The organism is Achromobacter pestifer, from assembly GCF_013267355.1.
GTDB classification, from domain to species: Bacteria; Pseudomonadota; Gammaproteobacteria; order Burkholderiales; family Burkholderiaceae_B; genus Achromobacter; species Achromobacter pestifer_A.
This window is the reverse complement of record NZ_CP053985.1, coordinates 490,072-509,635: the sequence shown is the minus strand read 5'-3', so window position 1 is coordinate 509,635 and position 19,564 is coordinate 490,072. Positions and strand designations below refer to the sequence as shown.

Annotated in this window: 19 protein-coding genes; 16 read left to right on the top strand and 3 right to left on the bottom strand. The window is 65.4% G+C overall.

The features are described from left to right. Positions 1 to 88: 88 nt before the first annotated feature. From FOC84_RS02725 to FOC84_RS02695, 7 genes are all read left to right on the top strand, one after another. Entirely contained in the window at positions 89 to 955 is an 867-nt protein-coding gene (locus FOC84_RS02725) for an amidohydrolase family protein (RefSeq protein ID WP_173143077.1), read from the top strand. A gap of 70 nt (positions 956 to 1,025) precedes the next feature. After that, positions 1,026 to 1,979, top strand: coding sequence for a Bug family tripartite tricarboxylate transporter substrate binding protein (locus FOC84_RS02720; RefSeq protein WP_173143076.1), 954 nt, complete (start codon positions 1,026 to 1,028; stop codon positions 1,977 to 1,979). 2 nt (positions 1,980 to 1,981) lie between these two features. Continuing rightward, a complete protein-coding gene (locus FOC84_RS02715) occupies positions 1,982 to 2,512 on the top strand; it encodes a carboxymuconolactone decarboxylase family protein (RefSeq protein ID WP_173143075.1) in 531 nt (176 codons plus the stop codon). 13 nt (positions 2,513 to 2,525) lie between these two features. After that, positions 2,526 to 3,089 (top strand): DUF4286 family protein, encoded by a 564-nt coding sequence (locus FOC84_RS02710; protein ID WP_173143074.1) that lies wholly within the window; start codon positions 2,526 to 2,528, stop codon positions 3,087 to 3,089. Between the two features lie 323 nt (positions 3,090 to 3,412). Further along, the gene (locus FOC84_RS02705) at positions 3,413 to 4,189 is read left to right on the top strand and encodes a basic amino acid ABC transporter substrate-binding protein (protein WP_173143073.1); all 777 of its coding nucleotides are present in this window, start codon (positions 3,413 to 3,415) and stop codon (positions 4,187 to 4,189) included. A 72-nt stretch (positions 4,190 to 4,261) separates the two neighbouring features. Then, positions 4,262 to 5,014 carry an amino acid ABC transporter permease gene (locus FOC84_RS02700; protein ID WP_173143072.1) on the top strand — a complete coding sequence of 251 codons (753 nt, stop codon included), beginning with the start codon at positions 4,262 to 4,264 and terminating at the stop codon, positions 5,012 to 5,014. Next, complete coding sequence (locus tag FOC84_RS02695; RefSeq protein ID WP_173143071.1) at positions 5,011 to 5,733, top strand: amino acid ABC transporter ATP-binding protein; 723 nt, start codon at positions 5,011 to 5,013, stop codon at positions 5,731 to 5,733. Before FOC84_RS02700 ends, FOC84_RS02695 begins: the two co-directional genes overlap by 4 nt. Before the next feature lie 133 nt (positions 5,734 to 5,866). Here FOC84_RS02695 and argF read toward each other — a convergent pair whose 3' ends face one another. Further along, positions 5,867 to 6,808 (bottom strand): ornithine carbamoyltransferase, encoded by a 942-nt coding sequence (gene argF, locus FOC84_RS02690; RefSeq protein WP_173149928.1) that lies wholly within the window; start codon positions 6,806 to 6,808, stop codon positions 5,867 to 5,869. A 58-nt stretch (positions 6,809 to 6,866) separates the two neighbouring features. Then, the gene (locus FOC84_RS02685; protein WP_173143070.1) at positions 6,867 to 8,048 is read right to left on the bottom strand and encodes an aspartate aminotransferase family protein; all 1,182 of its coding nucleotides are present in this window, start codon (positions 8,046 to 8,048) and stop codon (positions 6,867 to 6,869) included. Positions 8,049 to 8,259: 211 nt separating this feature from the next. Here FOC84_RS02685 and FOC84_RS02680 point away from each other — a divergent pair, with 211 nt between their 5' ends. Beyond that, positions 8,260 to 8,550, top strand: a complete 291-nt coding sequence (locus FOC84_RS02680) for a DUF3579 domain-containing protein (protein ID WP_013392635.1) — start codon at positions 8,260 to 8,262, stop codon at positions 8,548 to 8,550. Positions 8,551 to 8,628: 78 nt separating this feature from the next. On the opposite strand, the gene FOC84_RS02675 is transcribed toward FOC84_RS02680, so the two are convergent. Then, a complete protein-coding gene (locus FOC84_RS02675) occupies positions 8,629 to 9,348 on the bottom strand; it encodes a GntR family transcriptional regulator (protein WP_173143069.1) in 720 nt (239 codons plus the stop codon). A gap of 249 nt (positions 9,349 to 9,597) precedes the next feature. On the opposite strand from FOC84_RS02675, the gene FOC84_RS02670 reads away from it, so the two are divergent. The 8 genes from FOC84_RS02670 to FOC84_RS02635 all read left to right on the top strand — a co-directional run bounded on the left by FOC84_RS02670 (position 9,598) and on the right by FOC84_RS02635 (position 18,700). Next, entirely contained in the window at positions 9,598 to 10,353 is a 756-nt protein-coding gene (locus FOC84_RS02670; protein WP_173143068.1) for an aspartate/glutamate racemase family protein, read from the top strand. A gap of 74 nt (positions 10,354 to 10,427) precedes the next feature. Further along, positions 10,428 to 12,005, top strand: coding sequence for an ABC transporter substrate-binding protein (locus FOC84_RS02665; protein ID WP_173143067.1), 1,578 nt, complete (start codon positions 10,428 to 10,430; stop codon positions 12,003 to 12,005). A gap of 62 nt (positions 12,006 to 12,067) precedes the next feature. Then, the gene (locus FOC84_RS02660) at positions 12,068 to 13,060 is read left to right on the top strand and encodes an ABC transporter permease (protein ID WP_173143066.1); all 993 of its coding nucleotides are present in this window, start codon (positions 12,068 to 12,070) and stop codon (positions 13,058 to 13,060) included. Beyond that, complete coding sequence (locus FOC84_RS02655; RefSeq protein WP_173143065.1) at positions 13,050 to 13,991, top strand: ABC transporter permease; 942 nt, start codon at positions 13,050 to 13,052, stop codon at positions 13,989 to 13,991. Before FOC84_RS02660 ends, FOC84_RS02655 begins: the two co-directional genes overlap by 11 nt. A 24-nt stretch (positions 13,992 to 14,015) precedes the next feature. Then, positions 14,016 to 15,209: an amidohydrolase family protein gene (locus FOC84_RS02650; RefSeq protein WP_173143064.1), complete on the top strand. Its 1,194-nt coding sequence runs from the start codon at positions 14,016 to 14,018 to the stop codon at positions 15,207 to 15,209. After that, entirely contained in the window at positions 15,209 to 16,696 is a 1,488-nt protein-coding gene (locus FOC84_RS02645; protein ID WP_173143063.1) for an amidohydrolase family protein, read from the top strand. The genes FOC84_RS02650 and FOC84_RS02645 overlap by 1 nt, the downstream gene beginning before the upstream one ends. Next, positions 16,693 to 17,727, top strand: coding sequence for an ABC transporter ATP-binding protein (locus tag FOC84_RS02640; RefSeq protein WP_173143062.1), 1,035 nt, complete (start codon positions 16,693 to 16,695; stop codon positions 17,725 to 17,727). Before FOC84_RS02645 ends, FOC84_RS02640 begins: the two co-directional genes overlap by 4 nt. Beyond that, entirely contained in the window at positions 17,717 to 18,700 is a 984-nt protein-coding gene (locus tag FOC84_RS02635) for an ABC transporter ATP-binding protein (protein ID WP_173143061.1), read from the top strand. Before FOC84_RS02640 ends, FOC84_RS02635 begins: the two co-directional genes overlap by 11 nt. Positions 18,701 to 19,564: the final 864 nt, after the last annotated feature.

Genomic DNA, 19,564 nt, shown 5'->3' with positions numbered 1-19,564 from the left:
AGAAAATCTATATCTGAAATCAAAGATATAGCATTGTTGGACGGCAGGCAATCCGGGACCATGGCGTTTTCACCGCAGGAACCCGCCCGTGCCCGATTGCCGTCCTCCACTTGCCGCGCCGTCCCGTCCACGCCACGCCTTGCCGCCGGGCGCCTGCGATGCGCATTGCCACGTGTTCGGGCCAGCGGACCTGTTTCCGTATGCCGAAGGCCGCTCGTACACGCCGCCGGACGCGCCCTACCAGGCCATGGCGGCGCTGCACCGCCGCCTGGGCGTGGAGCGCGCGGTGGTGGTGCAGGCCAACTGCCATGGATCCGACCACCGCGCCTTGCTGGATGCGTTGGCCCAAAGCGGCGGCCGCTATCGCGGCGTGGCGCTGCTGGGGGCGGACGCGACCGAGGCCGGCGTCAGGCAATTGCATGAGGGCGGCGTGCGCGCGGCCCGTTTCAACTTCGTGCCGCATCTGGGTGGCGCGCCCGATCCGGCGGTTTTCGACCATGTGGTGGCGTTGATCGCGCCGCTGGGCTGGCATCTGTGCCTGCACCTGGACGGCGCGATGTTGCCTGAACTGCTGCCGCGCCTGGCTGCGCTGCCGCTGCCCTTCGTGGTCGATCACATGGGGCGGCTGAGGGCGTGCGATGGGCTGGAGTCGCCTGCGATGCAGGCGCTGCTGGGCCTGGCGCAGGTGCCGCAAGCCTGGGTCAAGGTGTCGGGCATCGACCGCATCGCGTCCGGCAAGCGTCCATACGCCGAGGGCCTGCCCTTCGTGCGCGCGCTGGCCAAGGCTTTGCCCGACCGCTGCCTGTGGGGCACGGACTGGCCGCATCCGAACGTGGCGGGCGACATGCCGGACGACGGCGAACTGGTTGACCTGTTTTTTGATGCCTGTCCCGATGCCGCCCTGCGCCAGCGCATCCTGGTGGACAACCCGGCGCGGCTGTACGGATTCGAGTAGGCGCGGCAAGCGCGGCCGCCGTCGGGCGGCGTGCGAACGATAAGAAAATTCCATTCAATCAGGAGACATCATGTTCAAGAAAATTCTGTCCGCCGGCTTGCTGAGCCTGGCTACCGTGGGTGCTGCCCATGCCGACGGGCCGGTGCGCCTCATCATCGCCTTCCCGCCGGGCGGACCGGTGGATCTGGTCGGCCGGGTGCTGGCCGAACAGCTGGGCAAGGAGCTCAAGCAGCAGGTCATCGTGGAGAACAAGGCCGGCGCCAACGGCAATATTGCAGCGGCCTACGTGGCCAAGGCGCCCGCCGACGGTTCCGTGCTGTTCCTGACCAGCGTGGGCGCGGTCGCGATCAGCCCGGCGCTGTACAAGGACCTGCCGTATGACCCCGTGCGCGATTTCGCGCCGGTGTCCAAGGTAGTGAACAACGCCACGGTGTTCGTGGTGAATCCGTCCAACCCGGCGGTCGACGCGGCGGACTTCGTCAAGAAGTCGCAAGCCGCCTCGCAATCGGTGGCGATCGGTTCGTCGGGCATAGGCAGCATTCCCCACCTGACCCTGGAAATGTTCGCCGACTCCAGCAAGGCGAACGTGATGCACGTGCCTTACAAGGGCGCGGCTCCGGTCATCAATGACGTGATGGGCAATCAGGTGTCGGGCTTCTTCGGCGACGTACCGGGCTTGATCGGCCATATCCAGGGCGGCAAGTTGAAGCCTCTGGGTATCGCCGCGCCGATCCGCCATCCCTTGCTGCCCGAGGTCAAGACCCTGGCCGAGCAAGGTATTGCCGGCGTGGAGTCCAACAACTGGTATGGCATCGTGGCTCCGGCCGCCACGCCGCCGGCCACTATCGACAAACTCAACCAGGCCGTGCGCGCCGCGCTCAACACGGAGAGCGTGCGCGCCCGCCTGGAGAAGTTCGGCGCCCAGGCGGCGCCGGGCAGTCCGCAGGAGTTGGCTGCCCTGATCGCGTCCGACCGCGAGAAATGGACCGCGCTGATCCAGCGCAAGAACATCCGCCCGGAGTGAAGATGAACGCATGCAGAGTAGGGCTGGTGACACCGGGAGTCCGCCCGGAGCTGGCCGAGACCGAGGCGCGGATAGCGGCTGCGCGGGGGCGCATTTCGCCGCTGTACCAGGTGCTGCTGAACAGCCCCGCCGTGGTCCAGGGCTGGGAAGCCATGCTGACCGCGATCCGTTTGAACACGGCGGTGCCGCCGCGTTTGCGTGAGTTGATCATCCTGCGCGTGGCCACCCTGAACAACGCGCCCTACGAGTTCGAGGCGCATGTGCCGCACGCGCTGGCTGCAGGTATGCCGCAGGCGCTGGTGGACGCGTTGCGCGACGGTCCGGCGCCGTCGGCGCTGCAGGGCCTGGAACCCGGCGAGGCCGAAGTGCTGGCGCTGACGGACGCCATGACGCGCGACATCGAGGTGCCCGACGCCGTGTTCGCGCCGCTGCGTGCGCGCTACGACGACACGCAGCTGGTGGAATTGGCTGCGACCGTGGGCGCGTACAACATGGTGTCGCGCTTTCTGGTGGCCTTGCGCGTCGGACATTGAACAGGAGCCTGGAATGCAGGAAACCGTATTGCTGGTGTCGCTGGGCGAGCGCTTCGACGAGCCCCGCGCGCGCGAACTTGACCGTACCTTGACCCAAGGATTGGAAGGCTTGCGCGCCGCCGCGTATGCGGCCGTGGAAGAGGACGAAACCTACGTCTATCTGCGCGGGCCGGCCGCCGCCTTGCCGGAAGTCCAGGCCCGCCTGGCCGAAAGCTTCCCGGGTGCCCGCAGCCGCGTGCTGCATCTGACGCTGGACCTGGCCGGCGCCTCGGCGGGGCAGGATGCGGCGTGGCATTACATCGTCGAGACCGACGTGCTGCCCGAGGCCGAAGCCGACCTGAACGCTTGGTACGACCAGGAGCACCTGCCCGGCCTGGCCGCGGTGCCCGGCACCGTGCGCGCCATGCGCTATGAATGCCGCGACGAGTCGCCGCGTTATCTGGCCTGCTACGACCTGCACTCGCGCGAAACCTTCGGCAGTCCGCCCTGGCTGGCCGTGCGCGCCAGCGACTGGAGCAGCCGCGTGCGCCCGTCCTTCCGCAATACGCGCCGCACCATGTTCAAACGCATTCTGTAGGATGGGTACAGAGCCGCAGGGCAGACGCTAGAACTCGACTGCCATGCGGGCGTAGCCAGACTGTCGAAACGGTTGTCGAATAGGTGGAAATCTTGTTTGGTAAATCAAATTTTTTCTATAAAAATCAATAATTTATAAGTTGACGTCTAGAGACGAGCGCCGGAACATCCCGAGTTTCGCGCAGCCGGGAATTTTCCGGCAGTTCGTGCAAGTGCGAGTCCCGCAACGAAGCCGGGTCTGAACGCAGCGTAGCCCGTGGGCATTTGCTGGTCGGCCGTCTGGAGCTGGTTGCCGTTCGTCGCCGGCATCCCAGGGAGAAAACCATGTTGTTCAAGCAGTTTGTCATGCTCGCGAGCTGTGCTCTGGCACTGACGCTAAGCGCTACCAGCGTCAGTGCAGCCGATCAGACCTACGTCGTCGGTGCAGGCGGCACCTATCGTCCCTTTGAATTCGAAACGCCGACCAAGGAACTGGTCGGTTTCGACATCGACATCATCAAGGCCATCGCCAACGCTTCCGGCTTCAAGATCAAGCTGGTCAGCACGCCATGGGAGGGCATCTTCGCCACCCTGGGCCAGGGCGACCGCGACATCATCATCTCCGGCATCACCATCACTGAAAAGCGCGCCAAGATGGTCGACTTTTCGCTGCCTTATTTCCCGGCCGAGCAAGTCATCATCGCTGGCGCGGACAATAAGGTTGCCGCGCTGGCGGACCTGAAGACCTTGCAAGTCGGTGTGGTCAATTCAACCGCGGGCGACATCGTCATCTCCGAAGAAATCGGCAAGTCCAGTACGGCCATTCACCGTTTCGACAATACGCCGCTGATGCTGGAAGAGCTGTATCGAGGCGGTATCGATGCCGCGATCGGCGATGTCGGCGTGATCAAGTTCTACATCAAGAGCCATCCTGAGAAGCAATTCAAAGTGGTCAACGATGCCAAGTTCACGCGCCAGTACTTCGGTATCGCCGTCAAGAAGGGCAACAGCGAACTGCAAGGCAAGATCAATGCCGGTTTGAAGAAGATCGTTGCCGACGGCACCTACGCCAAGATCTACCAGGAATGGTTCGACCTCAACGTGCCAGCGCTGCCGCTGTAAGCCACGTAAGGACCTTTTTATGCCCACGTTCTCGTTGCGGACCGTGGGCGAATTTATATCCGGATTCCATTCATGAATTCTCTCTTTCAATGGGAAATCATCGGCGAGTATCTGCCCTTGTTTGTCGAGGGTACGTGGATGACCATCAAGGTCGCGCTCATCTGTGTGATTACGGGAACGTGCTGGGGCCTGGCTTTGGGCGTCGGCCGTCTGGCGCAAGCGCGCCACGGTTTCTGGAAGTACTTCCTGTGCTATATGGTGCAGTGGCCGGTGCGCATCTACGTCAGTTTCGTGCGTGGCACGCCGCTGTTCGTGCAGATTCTGCTGATTCACTTCGCGCTGATGCCGCTGCTGATCAATCCCAGCGACGGTTTGATCCTGAGCGGCGATATCGCGCGTGAAATTCGCTCGCAATACGGCGCGTTCACATCGGCGGTGCTGGCGATCACGCTCAATTCAGGCGCTTATGTATCGGAGATCTTTCGCGCCGGCATCCAGTCGATTGAGCGTGGTCAAAGCGAGGCCTCGCGCTCACTCGGCATGAGCTACATGAAGACGTTGCGCAAGGTGGTGCTGCCGCAGGCGTTCCGCCGCATGTTGCCGCCGCTGGGCAACAACGCCATTGCCATAGTCAAGGATTCCTCATTGGCGTCGGCCATCGGTCTGGCGGAACTGGCGTATGCGGCGCGTACGGTGTCCGGCGCCTATGCCCGCTACTGGGAGCCGTATCTGACGATCTCGCTGATCTACTGGGGTATTACGCTGCTGTTGTCGGCGCTCGTCCGGCATCTTGAAACCCGCTATGGCAAAGGGGATGCACGGTGATACACGTCAGAAAACTGCAAAAGCAGTTTGGCCAGGCGCATATCCTGCGCGGTATCGACTGCGATATCAAAGAGGGTGAAGTGGTCTGTATGATCGGCCCGTCCGGTTCCGGCAAGAGTACGTTTCTGCGGTGCCTCAACGGCCTGGAAGAAGCGAGCGATGGCGAGATTATCGTCGACGGCGTCAAGGTCAATGATCCCAAGGTCGATCTGAACGCGTTGCGTTCCACCATGGGCATGGTGTTTCAGCGCTTCAATCTTTTCCCGCACATGTCGGTGCTGGAAAACCTGATCATGGCACCGATGGAAGTGAAAAAACTGTCGCGCCGAGAAGCCGTTCTGGCGGCCGAAAGGCTGCTTCAGAAAGTCGGTTTGCTGGAAAAGATCGACGCTTTTCCAAATCAGTTGTCGGGGGGGCAGCAGCAACGTGTGGCAATTGCCCGCGCGCTCGCGATGGCGCCGAAAGTCATGTTGTTTGATGAACCGACCTCGGCGCTCGACCCCGAACTGGTCGGTGAGGTTCTGACGGTGATGAAGGCGTTGGCGCAAGAGGGCATGACCATGGTGGTGGTGACGCATGAAATGGGTTTTGCGCAGGAAGTGTCAGATCGAGTGTTGTTCATCGACCAGGGCGTGATCATGGAAGAGGGTCCGCCGCAGCAAGTGCTGGGTGCGCCGCGCCATGAACGTACGCGGGACTTCTTGCGCAAGGTTCTGTAGTTGCCCGGACGCCAATTGTTGCCGCTGTCCCGACGGTGGGGGAGTGCCCCGCTTCCCATCCACCGGGCTACCTCCAATACAAGAAAGGCCTGCGCATCGACAGACGCGCAGGCCTTTTTTGCATGCGGCAGCCTTACTTGATCTGGCCCAGCAGCAGGAACTCCATCAGCGCCTTCTGCACGTGCAGGCGGTTTTCGGCTTCGTCCCAGACCACGCTTTGCGGTCCGTCGATGACTTCGCCCGTGACTTCTTCGCCGCGGTGGGCGGGCAGGCAGTGCATGAACACGGCTTGGGGATCGGCGGCGGCCATCATTTCGGCGTCCACGCACCAGTCGGCGAAGGCGGCGCGGCGCTCTTCGTTTTCGGCTTCATAGCCCATGCTGGTCCACACGTCGGTGGTGACCAGGTGCGCGCCCTGGCAGGCTTCCATGGGGTCCTTGAACTGGCGCAGCACCGTGGCCGGCGGCGTGCCGATGCGCGAGGCCTCGAGCTCGTACCCGGCCGGCGTGGACACATGCAGCGTGAAGCCCAGCATTTCGGCGGCGTGCAGCCAGGTGTAGGCCATGTTGTTGGCGTCGCCCACCCAGGCCACCGTCTTGCCGGCGATGGGGCCGCGGTGTTCGATGTAGGTGAAGATGTCCGCCAGGATCTGGCAGGGGTGGAATTCGTTGGTCAGGCCGTTGATCACGGGCACGCGCGAATGCGAGGCGAAGCGCTCGATGCGGGTTTGCTCGAACGTGCGGATCATGACGATGTCGACCATGCGCGAAATGACGCGCGCGGTGTCTTCGATGGGCTCGGAGCGGCCCAGCTGCGAATCGTTGGAGGTCAGGTTGATGACCGAACCGCCCATCTGGTACATGCCGGCCTCGAACGACACGCGGGTGCGCGTGCTGGCCTTCTCGAACACCATCGCCAGCGTGCGGTCGTGCAGCGGCATGTGGGGTTCATAGCGTTTGAACTTGTCCTTGATCAGGCGCGCGCGGTCCAGCACGTAGGCGATCTCGGCGGACGAAAAGTCCTTGAACTGCAGGAAGTGCCGCAACGGGCCGTTTTGAGTCGTGGGAGGAGTCATGGTGATGTCGCAGGTCATGGGGCCCGGCCAGGCTCATGGCCCGGGCGGGACGTTGATTTTATGGTGTTTCAGCCAGGAATTCCTGGATGAGCGGAACCAGGATGGCGACGATGCGGTCGGCTTCGTCGCGGTTCAGGATCAGCGGCGGCAACATGCGGATCACGCGGTCGCGCGTGACGTTGATGAGCAGTCCGGCTTCCATGGCGCGCAGGGCCAGCACGCCGCAGGGGCGGGCCAGCTCGATGCCCAGCATCAGGCCGCGGCCGCGGATGTCGGTGACGCCCGGGGTGCCGGCCAGCGCATCGGCCAGGGCGCTTTTCAGGTGGTTGCCCACGTCGTGGGCGTTTTCCAGCAGTTTTTCGGATTCCAGGGCGTCCAGCACGGCCAGCCCGGCCGCGCAGACCAGCGGACCGCCGCCGAAGGTGGTGCCATGGCTGCCGGGCGTGAGCACGCCCGCGGCAGGTCCGGCAGCCAGCATGGCGCCGATGGGCACGCCGCCCGCCAGGCCCTTGGCCAGCGTCATGACGTCGGGGACGATATCGGCCCACTGGTGGGCGAACCACTTGCCGGTGCGGCCGATGCCGGACTGGACTTCGTCGATCATCAGCAGCCAGCCGCGCTCGGTGCACAGCCTGCGCACTTCCTGGAGATAGGCAATGTCGGAGGGACGGATGCCGCCTTCGCCTTGCAGGACCTCCAGCAGCACGGCGGCCACGCGCGGTTCGGCGTCGCCGGCGGCGCGCACCGCGTCCACGCTGTTGTACGGCACCTGAATGAAGCCCGAGGGCAGGGGCTCGAAGCCCTTGCGCGCCTTTTCGCTGCCCGTGGCCGCCAGCGTGGCCAGCGTGCGGCCATGCCAGGACGAATCCATGGTGATGATGTGGGCGTGCTTGTTGCCGCGCTGGTAGGCGTAATAGCGCGCCAGCTTGATCGCGGCCTCGTTGGCCTCGGAGCCGCTGTTGTTGAACGCGACTTCCTGCATGCCGGACAGCTGCGTCAGGCGCGTGGCCAGCGCGGTCTGCTGCGGCACTTCGTAGATGTTCGAGGTATGGATGAGGCGGGCGGCCTGCTCGCTGATGGCGGCCACCAGTTTCGGATGGGCGTGGCCCAGGCAGGACACCCCGATGCCTGCCAGCGCGTCCAGGTACTTGCGGCCCTCGGCGTCCCACAGCCAGACGCCCTGGCCGTGCGTGAACGATACCGGCAGCCGGGCGTAGATATTGGCCAGAGGCGAGGTCATCGCGGATCCTCCTGTGGATGAAGCGGATTGCGCCGGGACTCAGCCGGAGTTCCCGTGGGATGCCGCCGGGTTTGGCAGCTCGTTTTCCCAGGCGAATCGCTTTTTGAAAGAGGGCAAAGGATCAATCATATACAATTCGCGGCGCAGGGCGCATGTTTGATCACGCCGAAGATCCGGCTTTCGTGAAGGGCGCGCTGTAGTGAAAGAACTCATGGCAACTCGCGTCAGACAATTCGTAATTCATGGCGTTACCGAAAGCGGTAGCCGCTTTCGCCCCAGCGATTGGGCGGAACGGCTCGCCGGCGTAATGGCACAATTCCGGCCCGCCGGCTGTGCCGGTAACCACCTCACCTATTCGCCCTATGTGCTGCCCGTCGTGATCGACGGCGTGCGCGGGATCGTGGTCGATCTGCGTTTGCGCGATCTGGAACCGCTGGCGTACAAGTTCGTGGTGGATTTCGCTCGCGACAACAACCTCAAGACGGAAGAGCGCGAAATCTAGGCTCCCACACCAAAAAAGCGCCCCGACCGGGCGCTTTTTCGTTGGGGGACGCGGCACGCCCATCGGGCGGGCGCGCCCCTACGTGCCGTAGCGGTCCAGGATCTTGCGGATATCGCGCACGCCCTGGCCGTCCGCGGTCAGCAGCGCGCGCGCGGTCACCGATTCCAGGTGGTGCTCCAGCAGGTGCAGCACGTGCTTCTCGTCGCGCGCGCGCAGGCCCGCCACGATCTCCATGTGTTCGCTGACGGCGCATTCGCTCGAATGTGGCCGGCCATAAAGGGCCAGGATCAGCGAACAGCGCGACACGATCTCGTTCACGTAGCGGGCGTACACCGCATTGCCCGACAGCTCGGCCATCAGGATGTGGAACTCGCCTGACAGCCGGATGGACTCGTTGGCGCTGTTGCGCTTGCGGGCTTCCTCTTCCTGCGCCACGTGCTGTTCCAGCCGCGCGAGCCCGGCCTCGGTGACGTGCTGCAGCAGCCGGCGCGCCACGTCGCGCTCCAGGCAGCGGCGCGCCTCGAAGATGTCGTGCGCTTCTTCCAGGCTGGGGCGGGCCACCGCCGCGCCACGGTTCGGCCGCAAATCCACCAGTCCTTCGCTGAACAGGCGCGTCAGGACGCTGCGGACGATGGTCCGGCTGACGCCGAAACGCTCGCCGATGATGTCCTCGGGCAGCTTGTCACCGGGCAGCAGGGCCTGCTCGATGATGGCTCTGCGCAAATTTTTGTATACGATTTCATTGCGGCTGACGTCTTTCTTGGCGGGCTCGTTGGCCGGCGGCGCGAGGGACTTCATCTTCTTGTTGGCTCCTATGCCTGCGCGCTTTTCAGGGTGTTGGAATGGTCCGGCTGGCGCTGCCGGCGCGCATTTTTCTCAGTGCTGGAAAGCATACTACACCCAGGGCTAAGGGTTAGCGATAGCTTGCCGCCGGGATTCTGCGGAGTACATTGGCGACATAAATCGTATACAAATTTTTATACAAAATATATTGGATTATTCTTTAATGATCTTCTTATTTGTATACAAGTTCACAAAGGCTGATCCATGTCCGCTGTACCCCAGGCCGCCGCAACCGAGCTGTCCCTTTCCTCGCCTTACCGCCTGCTGGTGGTCAACGGCAACACCACCTCCGAGCTGACGACCAGCTTGGCCAGCCAGGCCGAGGCCTTTTACGGGGATACGGTCCGCATCCATGCGGTCACCGCGGGTTTCGGCCCCGCCTACATCGCCAGCCGCGCGGAGGCGGCCATTGCCGCCCATGCCGTGCTGGACATCGTGGAGCGGGTGGCAGGCGGGGCGCCGGACGGCGGGTTCGACGCCTGCCTGCTGGCCTGTTTCGGCGAACCCGGAATCGGCGCGGTGCGCGAACGCCTGGACCTGCCCGTGGTCGGCATGGCGGAGGCTTCCATCCTGAGCGCCATGCAGCGCGGCGACCGCTACGCCATCGTGACGGTGGGGCAGCGCTGGCCCGGCATGCTGCGCGAACAGATCCGCCAACTGGGGCTGGAGTCCCGCTGCGCCGGCATCCTGGCCCTGCCAGGCAATGCACTGGACTACGTGTCACGGTCGGCCGAGTCGGCCTTGCAGGTCAGCCGCGCGCTGGATGCCGCCGTGGCGCAGGGCGCGGACGTGGTCATCGTGGCGGGCGCCGCGCTGGCCGGCTACCTGCCCAGCCTGCCGCGCCTGCCGGCCGTGCCCATCATCGATTCCTACCGCGCTGCCCTGGCCCAGGTGTTGGCGCTGGCGTCCCTGGAGCGCGCGCAGCGGCTGTCGCTCATCCGCTCGGGCGCGCATTCCTAGTTTTTTCGTCTTACCCACCGCGCCGGGCCCGACCCCGGCGAGTTCAGACCGATACACAAGGGAGAGTTGCAGCCATGAAGACTTTGCTCAAGTGGACCGCGGGCGCCGTGATCGCGCTGTCGGCCATCACGGGGGCCAGCGCCGCCAACACGCTGAAGTGGGGCGCGGCCCGGGACCTGGATTCGCTGGATCCGTATTCCTACGGCAGCACCTTCAACCTGGCGTTCCTGAACCATGTGTACGAAGCGCTGATCCGCTATGACGACAAGTTCAACATCACGCCCGCGCTGGCGGAGTCCTGGGAGACGCCTACGCCCACGGTGCTGCGCTTTCATTTGAGAAAAGGAGTGACGTTCCACAACGGCGCGCCGTTCTCGGCGGACGACGTGGTGGCGTCGATGACCCGGGTCTCGGACGAGGCCTCGCCCTTGAAGGGCAACCTGCCGGCCTTCAAGGCGGTGCGCAAGGTGGACGACTACACGGTCGACATCGAAATGACGCATCCGTATCCGCTGATGCTCAACGACCTGACCAACATTTTCATCTTCAACCGCCAGTGGCTGGTGGACAACAACAGCCTGAAGCCGACCGACGCCGCCAAGAAGATCGAAGGCTATGCCACGCATAACGCCAACGGCACCGGCCCCTTCAAACTGGAGTCGTACCGCCCGGACACGCGCACCGTGCTGGTGGTGAATCCCGGCTGGTGGGACAAGCCGCGCCACAACCTGGACCGCATCGAATTCACGCCCATTGCCTCCGCGCCCACGCGGGTGGCGGCGTTGCTGTCGGGCGACATCAATTTCACCGAGAACGCGCCGCTGCAGGACCTGGACCGGCTGCGCGCGGCGTCCAACGTCAAGGTGCTGGCCTCGACCGAGCTGCGCACCCTGTACTTCGGCTTCAACCTGGGCGACAAGCTGGTCGGCTCAAACATCACCGACAAGAATCCGCTGAAGGACCTGAAGGTGCGCCAGGCGCTGTACATGGCGCTGTCACCTGAGTTGATCCAGAAGCGCGTGATGCGCGGCCTGTCGCGCACCACGGGGGCGCTGGTGGCGCCGTCCATCCCAGGCTACGAAACCAAGCAGGAAGAACGCCTGCCGTTCGACGCCGCGCGCGCCAAGAAGCTGCTGGCCGAGGCCGGCTATCCGGACGGCTTCACGGTATCGCTGCTGTGCTCGAACGACATGTTCGTCAACGAGGAGGAAATCTGCCAGGCCGCCGCCTCCATGTGGGCGCGCATCGGGGTCAAGGCCTCGCTGGCCAGCGGTCCGCGTTCCTTGCAGAACCCCAAGCGTTCGCGCGGCGAGTTCGACATCACCATCCATGGCTGGGCCAACGAGCCGCAGATCGACGCGCTGTCCATCCTGTTGCAGGTGATGCACAGCCGCAGCGGCCCGGCCGGCGTCTTCAACTGGGGCCAGTGGGGCGATGCGGCGCTGGACGCCAGGATCGACGCGGCCGCAGCCGAGATGGACCGCCCCAAGCGGGTGCAGATGATGGCCGACGTGCTGCAGACGCTGCATGACGACGTGCGTTTCCTGCCGCTGCACCAGCAGCCGATGGCCTGGGCCGTGGGCAACAAGGTCGGCGAAGTGCTGCAGATGCCGGACAACAAGGCGCGCCTGTGGACGGTGCGCATGCAGTGACGCCGCGGACCGCCGCCCGCCGGCGGTCCTGGGATTGACAGAGGTCTGAAGGGGAGCCGCACATGCTGGCGTTCATAGTAAGAAGGGTCTTCAACGCGGTCGGCGTCATGCTGGCGGTGGCGCTGCTGGCCTTCGTGATTTTCCGGTTCGTCGGCGACCCCGTCGACATGATGCTCAACGAGCAGGCCTCGCAGACGCAGCGCGACGAACTGCGCGAACGCCTGGGGCTGAACGCCTCGGTGGGCATGCAGTTCGTGCACTTCGTGACCAACGCGGCGCAAGGCGAGTTCGGCATTTCCTACCGCAACCAGCAGGACGTGTTCGCGTTGGTGGCCGAACGCTTTCCGGCCACGTTCGAACTGGTCCTGATGGCGACCTTGCTGTCGCTGGTCATTGGCGTGCCGGCGGGCGTGCTGACCGCCATCTACCGCAAGTCGCGCCTGGCGCAGGCGCTGCAGTTCGTTTCCATCCTGGGCATTTCGCTGCCTAGCTTCGTGGTGGGGATCATGCTGATCCTGATTTTCTCGGTGCAGCTGGGCTGGCTGCCCGGCTTCGGGCGCGGCGACACGGTGAAGATCGGCTGGTGGACCACCGGGCTGCTCACCCCTTCGGGGCGCGCCGCGCTGGTGCTGCCGTCGATCACGCTGGCGCTGTTCCAGATCACGCTGATCATGCGCCTGGTGCGGGCCGAGATGCTGGAGACGCTGCGCACCGAGTTCATCAAGTTCGCCCGCGCGCGCGGCCTGCCGGACCGGGTGGTGCATTTCCGGCTGGCGCTGCGCAACTGCCTGATGCCGGTGATTACCGTGACCGGCATGCAGATCGGCAACCTGATCGCCTTCGCGCTGATCACCGAAACGGTCTTCCAGTGGCCCGGCATGGGGCTGCTGTTCATTCAATCGGTCATGTTCGTGGACATCCCCGTCATGGCCGCCTATCTGGTGATCGTGTCCTTCATCTTCGTGGCGCTGAACACCTTGGTGGACATGATGTACGGCGTGGTGGATCCGCGCCTGCGCAGCCAGCACGTCAAGGGGGGCGCCAATGCTCACTAAACCATTTTCGACGACGGGGCAGGGCCGCTTCGCGCGCTTTCTGCGAAGCGACCTGTGGTGGAGCCTGCGGCAGGACTACATGGCCATGGGGGCAGGCATCGTACTGTTGGCCGTGGTGTTGCTGGCGGTGTTCGCGCCCTGGATCGCGCCGCAGAATCCCTACGACCTGGCGCAGCTGGACCTGCTGAACGCCGAGTTGCCGCCGGTCTGGGAGGTCGGCTCGGATCCGCAGTTCCTGCTGGGCACGGACACGCAGGGCCGCGATGTCTGGTCCGCCATCCTGTACGGCTCGCGCATGTCGCTGGTGATCGGGCTGGCCACGGTGGTGCTGTCCCTGGCCATCGGCCTGCTGGTGGGGCTGGCGGCCGGCTACTTCGGAGGCTGGGTCGACAACGCGCTGATGCGCCTGGGCGACACGCTGCTGAGCATCCCGACCATCCTGGTCGCGATCCTGGTGACGGCGGTGTTCCGTCAGCTGCTGCCGCCGGGCTTGCGGGAAACGCTGTCGGCCGTGATTTTGATCCTGGCCATCTCCATGACCAACTGGGTGCAGTACGCCCGCACGGTGCGGGCCTCGGCCCTGGTGGAACGCGGCAAGGAATACGTGCAGGCGGCGCGACTGATACGGGTGAGTTCGCTGCGCATCATGCTGACGCACATCCTGCCCAACACGCTGACGCCGGTCATGGTGACGGCCACCCTGAACCTGGGCCTGGCGATTCTGATCGAGGCCACGCTCAGCTTCCTGGGCGTGGGCATGCCGCCCACCGAGCCCTCGCTGGGCACGTTGATCCGCCTGGGCAACCAGTTCCTGTTTTCGGGGCAGTGGTGGGTGGTGGTGTTTCCCGCGCTGTACCTGAGCCTGATCGTGCTGGTGGTGAACCTGCTGGGCGACTGGCTGCGCGACGCCCTGAATCCCCGTTTGCGCTGAATGCAAACCGACAAGAGTAGAAACATGGAAAACGCAACGCTGTATACCCAAGTCCGTCCCGCAGGCGGCGAGATGACCTCCGTGCTGGTGCGCGATGGCCGCATCCAGGCGCTGGGTGGACCGGCGCCGGCCGGGGTGCAGGTCGTGGACGGGGGCGGGGCGCTGATGCTGCCGGGCCTGATCGACGCCCACGCCCACCTGGATAAAACCATGTACGGCATGCCCTGGTACCGCAACGAAGTCGGGCCGCGCCTGATCGACAAGATCGAGAACGAGCGCACCGAGAAGAAGCGCCTGGGCATCGATCCGTACCGCCAGTCGGCCCGCCAGCTGGTGATGTCGATCGGCGACGGCACCAGCCATATCCGCAGCCATGTGGACGTGGACACGGACATCGGGCTGGGTGCGATCGAAGGCGTGATGCGCGCGCGCGAACAGTACCGCGACCAGATCGACGTGGAGATCGTTGCCTTCCCGCAGAGCGGGCTGCTGATCCGTCCCGGCACGCTGGAACTGATGGACGAGGCCCTGCGCATGGGCGCGGAAGTCGTCGGCGGACTGGACCCGGCCGGCATGGACCGCGATCCCAAGGGGCACCTGGACGCCATCTTCGGCCTGGCTCAGCGGCATGGCAAGCCCATCGATATCCATCTGCACGAGGCCGGCGAACTGGGTGCATTCTCGATGCAGATGACCATAGACCGCGTGCTGGCGCTGGGCATGCAGGGCAAGGTCACCTTGTCGCATTCCTTCTGCCTGGGCATGCCGGACACTTACGCAGTGCAGGCATTGACCGAAGGCTTGCTGAAGGCTGGCGTGCACATCATGACCACGGGCTCGGCCTCGCGGCCGGTGCCCAATGTGGCGAAGCTGCATGCGGCCGGCGTCACGGTCTGCACGGGCAACGATGGCATGCGCGACACCTGGGGTCCCTACGGCAAGCCCGACATGCTGGAGCGGACCATGCTGGTGGGACTGCGCAACAACTTCCGCCGCGACGACGAGCTGGATCTGGCGCTGCACGTGGCCACCTATGGCAATGCGCAGGTCATGGGCGTGTCCGACTACGGCCTGGCGCCAGGCTGCCACGCCGACTTCGTGCTGGTGGACGCGGAGACAGTGGCCGAAGCGATCGTTTCGCGCCCGCCGCGCAAGCTGGTGGTCAAGGGCGGGCGCGTGGTCGCGCGCGACGGCCGCGCGCTGGCGGAGGCGCCGTGATGAGCGCGCCGCAAGGTCCTGTCCTGCTGACCGCCCGCTGGGTGGTGGGCCACGAGAACGGCCGCCATTGCCTGTACGAGAACGGCGAGGTGGTGTTCGAGGGCGATCGCATCGTCTACGTCGGCCACCGCTACCCGGGGCAGGTCGCGCAGCGCCGCGACTATGGCCGGGCGCTGATCGGCCCGGGCTTCGTGGACCTGGACGCGCTGTCCGACCTGGACACGACCATCCTGGGCTTCGACAATTCGCCCGCGTGGAAGAAGGGCCGCATCTGGCCCGAGAGCTATATGAAGCAGGGGCCGTACGAGATGTACACGGCGGCTGAGCTGGCTTTCCAGAAGCGCTACGCCTTTGCGCAGCTGATACGCAACGGCATCACGACGGCGCTGCCGATCGCGTCGCTGTTCTACCGGGTGTGGGGCGAGACCCGCGATGAATTCCTGTCGGCGGCCAACGCGGCCGGCGAACTGGGCCTGCGCGTCTACTTGGGGCCGGCGTACCGCAGTGGCCATACCTATGTGGACGCGAACGGCAAGATCCGCTGCCACTACGAGGAGGCGCGCGGCATGGCGGGGCTGGCCGAGGCCCTGGCTTTCTGCGACGAGATCGAAGGCCGCCACAACGGCCGGGTGCGCGCCATGCTGTCGCCCGACCGCATCGAAACCTGCACGCCGGCGCTGCTGCGCGCCTCCGCGGCCGCGGCGCGCGAACGGGATATTCCCATCCGGCTGCATTGCTGCCAGTCGCGCCTGGAGTACGATCTGGTGCTGGAACAGCACGGCATGAGCCCGCCGGAATGGCTGCAAAGCCTGGATTTCCTGTCCGAGCGCGCCTTGCTGCCGCATGGCACTTATGTGTCGGGTTCGCGCCATATCGACCGGCCCGGCCACGACTTGGAGATCATCCGCGACGCCGGCGCCAGCATCGTGCATTGCCCGCTGGTATCGGGGCGTCACGGCGCGACGCTGGAATCGTTCGCGCGCTATCGCAAGCTGGGCGTGAACATCGGCATGGGCACGGACACCTGGCCGCCGGACATGGTGCTGAACATGCAGGTGGGCATGATGCTGTGCCGCGTGGCCGATGGCTCGACCGAGGCGGTCCGCTCCGAGGACTACTACGACGCCGCCACGGTGGGCGGGGCCGATGCGCTGGGTCGCCCGGACCTGGGCCGATTGGCCGTGGGCGCCAAGGCCGACATCGTGGTGTTCGATTTTTCGCACGACCGCAACGGCCAACTGATCGATCCGATACAGACCTTGATGGTGAGCGGCAGCGGCCGCGACGTGTCGCAAGTCGTGATCGACGGCCGTTTCGTCATGGTGGACGGGCGTATCCCCGGCTTCGACGCGCGCCTGGCGCAAGAGCAGGCGCAGACGCAATTCGACGGCCTGGTGGCGCGCTACCCCGACCGCACCTGGGGCCATCCGCCGGCCGAGCAGATTTTCTCCTCCAGCTATCCGCGTCCCGCAAGGAGCCCGTCATGATGGCCATCGTACCCAACTCCACGCAGCCGCCGGCTGCGGCCAACGTTGCGCCGACCCTGTCCGTGCGCGGCCTGTCGGTCGAATTCCCCACGCGCCAGGGCGTCCTGGTCGCCACGCGCGACATCAGTTTCGACATCCAGCCGGGCGAGATCCTGGGCATGGTCGGCGAATCCGGCGCGGGCAAATCGCTGACCGGCATGGCGGTGATCGGCCTGCTGGAGCCGCCCGGGCGGCTGGGCGGCGGCGAGATCCATTTGGCGGGCAGGCGCATCGACAACCTGCCGCCCAAGGCGCGCCAGCGCCTGCGCGGCAAGGAGATCGGCGCGATCTTCCAGGATCCGCTGACCAGCCTGCATCCGCTGTTCACGGTGGGCGACCAGTTGGTCGAGACGATCCGCCACCACGACAAGGTCTCGGCTCAGGCGGCGCGCCAGCGGGCGCTGGAGTTGCTGCTGGCAGTGGGCATCCCGGCGGCGGACAAGCGTATCGACCACTATCCGCACCAGTTCTCCGGCGGCATGCGCCAGCGCGTGGTGATCGCGTTGGCCCTGGCGGCCCGCCCGGCGCTCATCATCGCCGACGAGCCCACCACGGCGCTGGACGTGTCGGTGCAGGCGCAGATCACGGCGCTTTTGCGCCGGCTTTGCCGCGAGCAGGGCACCTCGGTGCTGCTGGTGACGCACGACATGGGCGTGATCGCGGAAACCGCGGACCGCGTGGCGGTGATGTACGCGGGCCGCATCGTCGAGATTGGACCGGTGCTGGAGGTGCTGCGCCGGCCTGGCCATCCCTACACGCAAGGCCTGATGAACGCCATTCCCGGCCTGCGCCAGCGCGCGGCCCGGCTGAACCAGATCGACGGCGCCATGCCGCGCCTGCACGCCATGCCCGAGGGCTGTGCCTTCCATCCGCGCTGCGCCATGGCGGGACCGCGCTGCGGCCAGCAGCGCCCGCCGCTGGCCGCATCCCCGGCCGGCGCCACCGTCAGCGCCTGCTGGCTGCATCAAGGAGGAGTCGCCCATGCCGCGTAACGATGATGTGCTGTTGCGGGCCGAAGACCTGGCCTGTTGGTTCGATGTGTCGCCGCCCTGGCTGGAACGCACCTTGTCGCGCCAGCCCGAGCAGACGCTGAAGGCGGTGGATGGCGTGTCGCTGTCGGTGCCGCGCGGAACGACCCTGAGCATCGTGGGCGAATCCGGCTGCGGCAAGTCGACGCTGGCCAAGCTGCTGGTGGGCCTGGTGGCGCCGACGCGCGGAACGCTGCGTTATGGGCGCAACCGCAAGGGTGGGGAGCTGCATCCGCAGATGATCTTCCAAGATCCGTACGCCAGCCTGAATCCGCGCTGGCGCGTGGGCAATATCGTGGCCGAGCCGATCACGACGCTGGGCCTGCGCGCCTCGCCGGCGGAAACGCGGCGGCGCGTGGACGAGCTGCTGGAACTGGTGGGCCTGTCCGCGAACGATGCCGGCCGCTTTCCGCATGAGTTCTCGGGCGGGCAACGCCAGCGCATCTCGATCGCGCGGGCGCTGGCGACGGAGGCGGAATTCCTGGTGTGCGACGAACCGACCTCGGCGCTGGATGTGTCGGTGCAGGCGCAGATCCTGAACCTGATGGGGGATCTGCAGAAGGAGTTCGGGCTGACCTATGTCTTCATCAGCCACAACCTGTCGGTGGTGCGGCATGTGTCGGACAGCGTGGCGGTGATGTACCTGGGACGCATCGTGGAGCAGGCGCCCGCCGATCAGTTGTTCGATGCGCCACGGCATCCGTATACGCGGATGCTGCTGGACACGATTCCGGACCTGGACGATCCGCGGCGGGATCGGGAGCCGATGGGGGGAGAGGTGCCGAATCCTATTTCGCCGCCGTCGGGGTGTACGTTTCATCCTCGGTGTTCGATGGCGCGGGAGCAGTGCAAGGTGGAGGCGCCGGTGGTTGCCAGCGTTGGCGGACGTCAACTGCGGTGTCATGCAGTGACTTGGGATGTGGTTCAGGCGGCGTGAATTTTTTCGGCTTGATGGTCTTGGTTCTTAAGGCGCCAGCCGCGCCGTGGGCCTGGGGCGAGCGGGGCAACGATTGCGGCCCGGAGCCTTCGCTCCGGGCTTCCCCGTCGTCATCGTCGTCCTCGCCTTCGGCGACTCCTTCCGATTCCCTCGGGCTTATCGACGCCCCACTCGCCCCAGGCCCACGGCGCGGCTGGCTCCGGCGTTTGAAACTTGACGTCAGCTGGGGCGGGCAGTGTTCTTGGCATTTTTTTCACGATCGGCGTTGTGGAGGCGGGTCTTGCGGGGCCCGCCCCATGCCGGCCGCCCGGGCGGCCTCGTGGGGCTTACGCAGTGTCTTGCGATTTGCGATGACGCTGCGCGCTGTTGGTGGCTGATTTCAAGCGCCAAGACACAGTCAGCGAACATCGTCATTTCAACTCCGCCGTCGGATGGGTGGCGCGCGCGAACGGATCTCGATGCGTAAACGGCTGCTCGCCGCGCGCCACCCATCACCGCCCACACCCCAGATGCCGGTGCCATTAGCAAGCAGCTCGCCGCATTCGCGCGAGCGCAGATAGCCACGACGAACGCCAACACGCATGCAGCTTGCGGCCGCCCGCGCGGCCGCAAGCTGTGGCCGACGCAAGATTTGCCAATAACCACAGGTCCAGCAGCGCAACAGGCCAAAAATTCGGTAGCTCGCCGGCGCGGGCGCCTGAGGGGCGAGCAACCTCGATGCGCCCGAGGGAATCGGAAGGAACCGCCGTAGGCGGTGACGACGATGACGACGGGGCAGTCCGGAGCGAACGCTCCGGACCGCAATCGTGGGCGCTCGCCCCTCAGGCGCCCGCGCCGGCGAGCGGCCTACGAAGAAGCTCTGAC

Bases quoted from the DNA above. Each gene is read 5' to 3' on its own strand.
- FOC84_RS02720 (WP_173143076.1), top strand. From the start codon at position 1,026: ATGTTCAAGAAAATTCTGTCCGCCGGCTTGCTGAGCCTGGCTACCGTG.
- FOC84_RS02645 (WP_173143063.1), top strand. From the start codon at position 15,209: ATGAGCGCGCCGCAAGGTCCTGTCCTGCTGACCGCCCGCTGGGTGGTG.
- argF (WP_173149928.1), bottom strand. From the start codon at position 6,808: ATGACTCCTCCCACGACTCAAAACGGCCCGTTGCGGCACTTCCTGCAG.
- FOC84_RS02640 (WP_173143062.1), top strand. From the start codon at position 16,693: ATGATGGCCATCGTACCCAACTCCACGCAGCCGCCGGCTGCGGCCAAC.
- FOC84_RS02665 (WP_173143067.1), top strand. From the start codon at position 10,428: ATGAAGACTTTGCTCAAGTGGACCGCGGGCGCCGTGATCGCGCTGTCG.
- FOC84_RS02680 (WP_013392635.1), top strand. From the start codon at position 8,260: ATGGCAACTCGCGTCAGACAATTCGTAATTCATGGCGTTACCGAAAGC.
- FOC84_RS02660 (WP_173143066.1), top strand. From the start codon at position 12,068: ATGCTGGCGTTCATAGTAAGAAGGGTCTTCAACGCGGTCGGCGTCATG.
- FOC84_RS02705 (WP_173143073.1), top strand. From the start codon at position 3,413: ATGTTGTTCAAGCAGTTTGTCATGCTCGCGAGCTGTGCTCTGGCACTG.
- FOC84_RS02635 (WP_173143061.1), top strand. From the start codon at position 17,717: ATGCCGCGTAACGATGATGTGCTGTTGCGGGCCGAAGACCTGGCCTGT.
- FOC84_RS02670 (WP_173143068.1), top strand. From the start codon at position 9,598: ATGTCCGCTGTACCCCAGGCCGCCGCAACCGAGCTGTCCCTTTCCTCG.
- FOC84_RS02685 (WP_173143070.1), bottom strand. From the start codon at position 8,048: ATGACCTCGCCTCTGGCCAATATCTACGCCCGGCTGCCGGTATCGTTC.
- FOC84_RS02710 (WP_173143074.1), top strand. From the start codon at position 2,526: ATGCAGGAAACCGTATTGCTGGTGTCGCTGGGCGAGCGCTTCGACGAG.
- FOC84_RS02715 (WP_173143075.1), top strand. From the start codon at position 1,982: ATGAACGCATGCAGAGTAGGGCTGGTGACACCGGGAGTCCGCCCGGAG.
- FOC84_RS02650 (WP_173143064.1), top strand. From the start codon at position 14,016: ATGGAAAACGCAACGCTGTATACCCAAGTCCGTCCCGCAGGCGGCGAG.
- FOC84_RS02700 (WP_173143072.1), top strand. From the start codon at position 4,262: ATGAATTCTCTCTTTCAATGGGAAATCATCGGCGAGTATCTGCCCTTG.
- FOC84_RS02675 (WP_173143069.1), bottom strand. From the start codon at position 9,348: ATGAAGTCCCTCGCGCCGCCGGCCAACGAGCCCGCCAAGAAAGACGTC.
- FOC84_RS02655 (WP_173143065.1), top strand. From the start codon at position 13,050: ATGCTCACTAAACCATTTTCGACGACGGGGCAGGGCCGCTTCGCGCGC.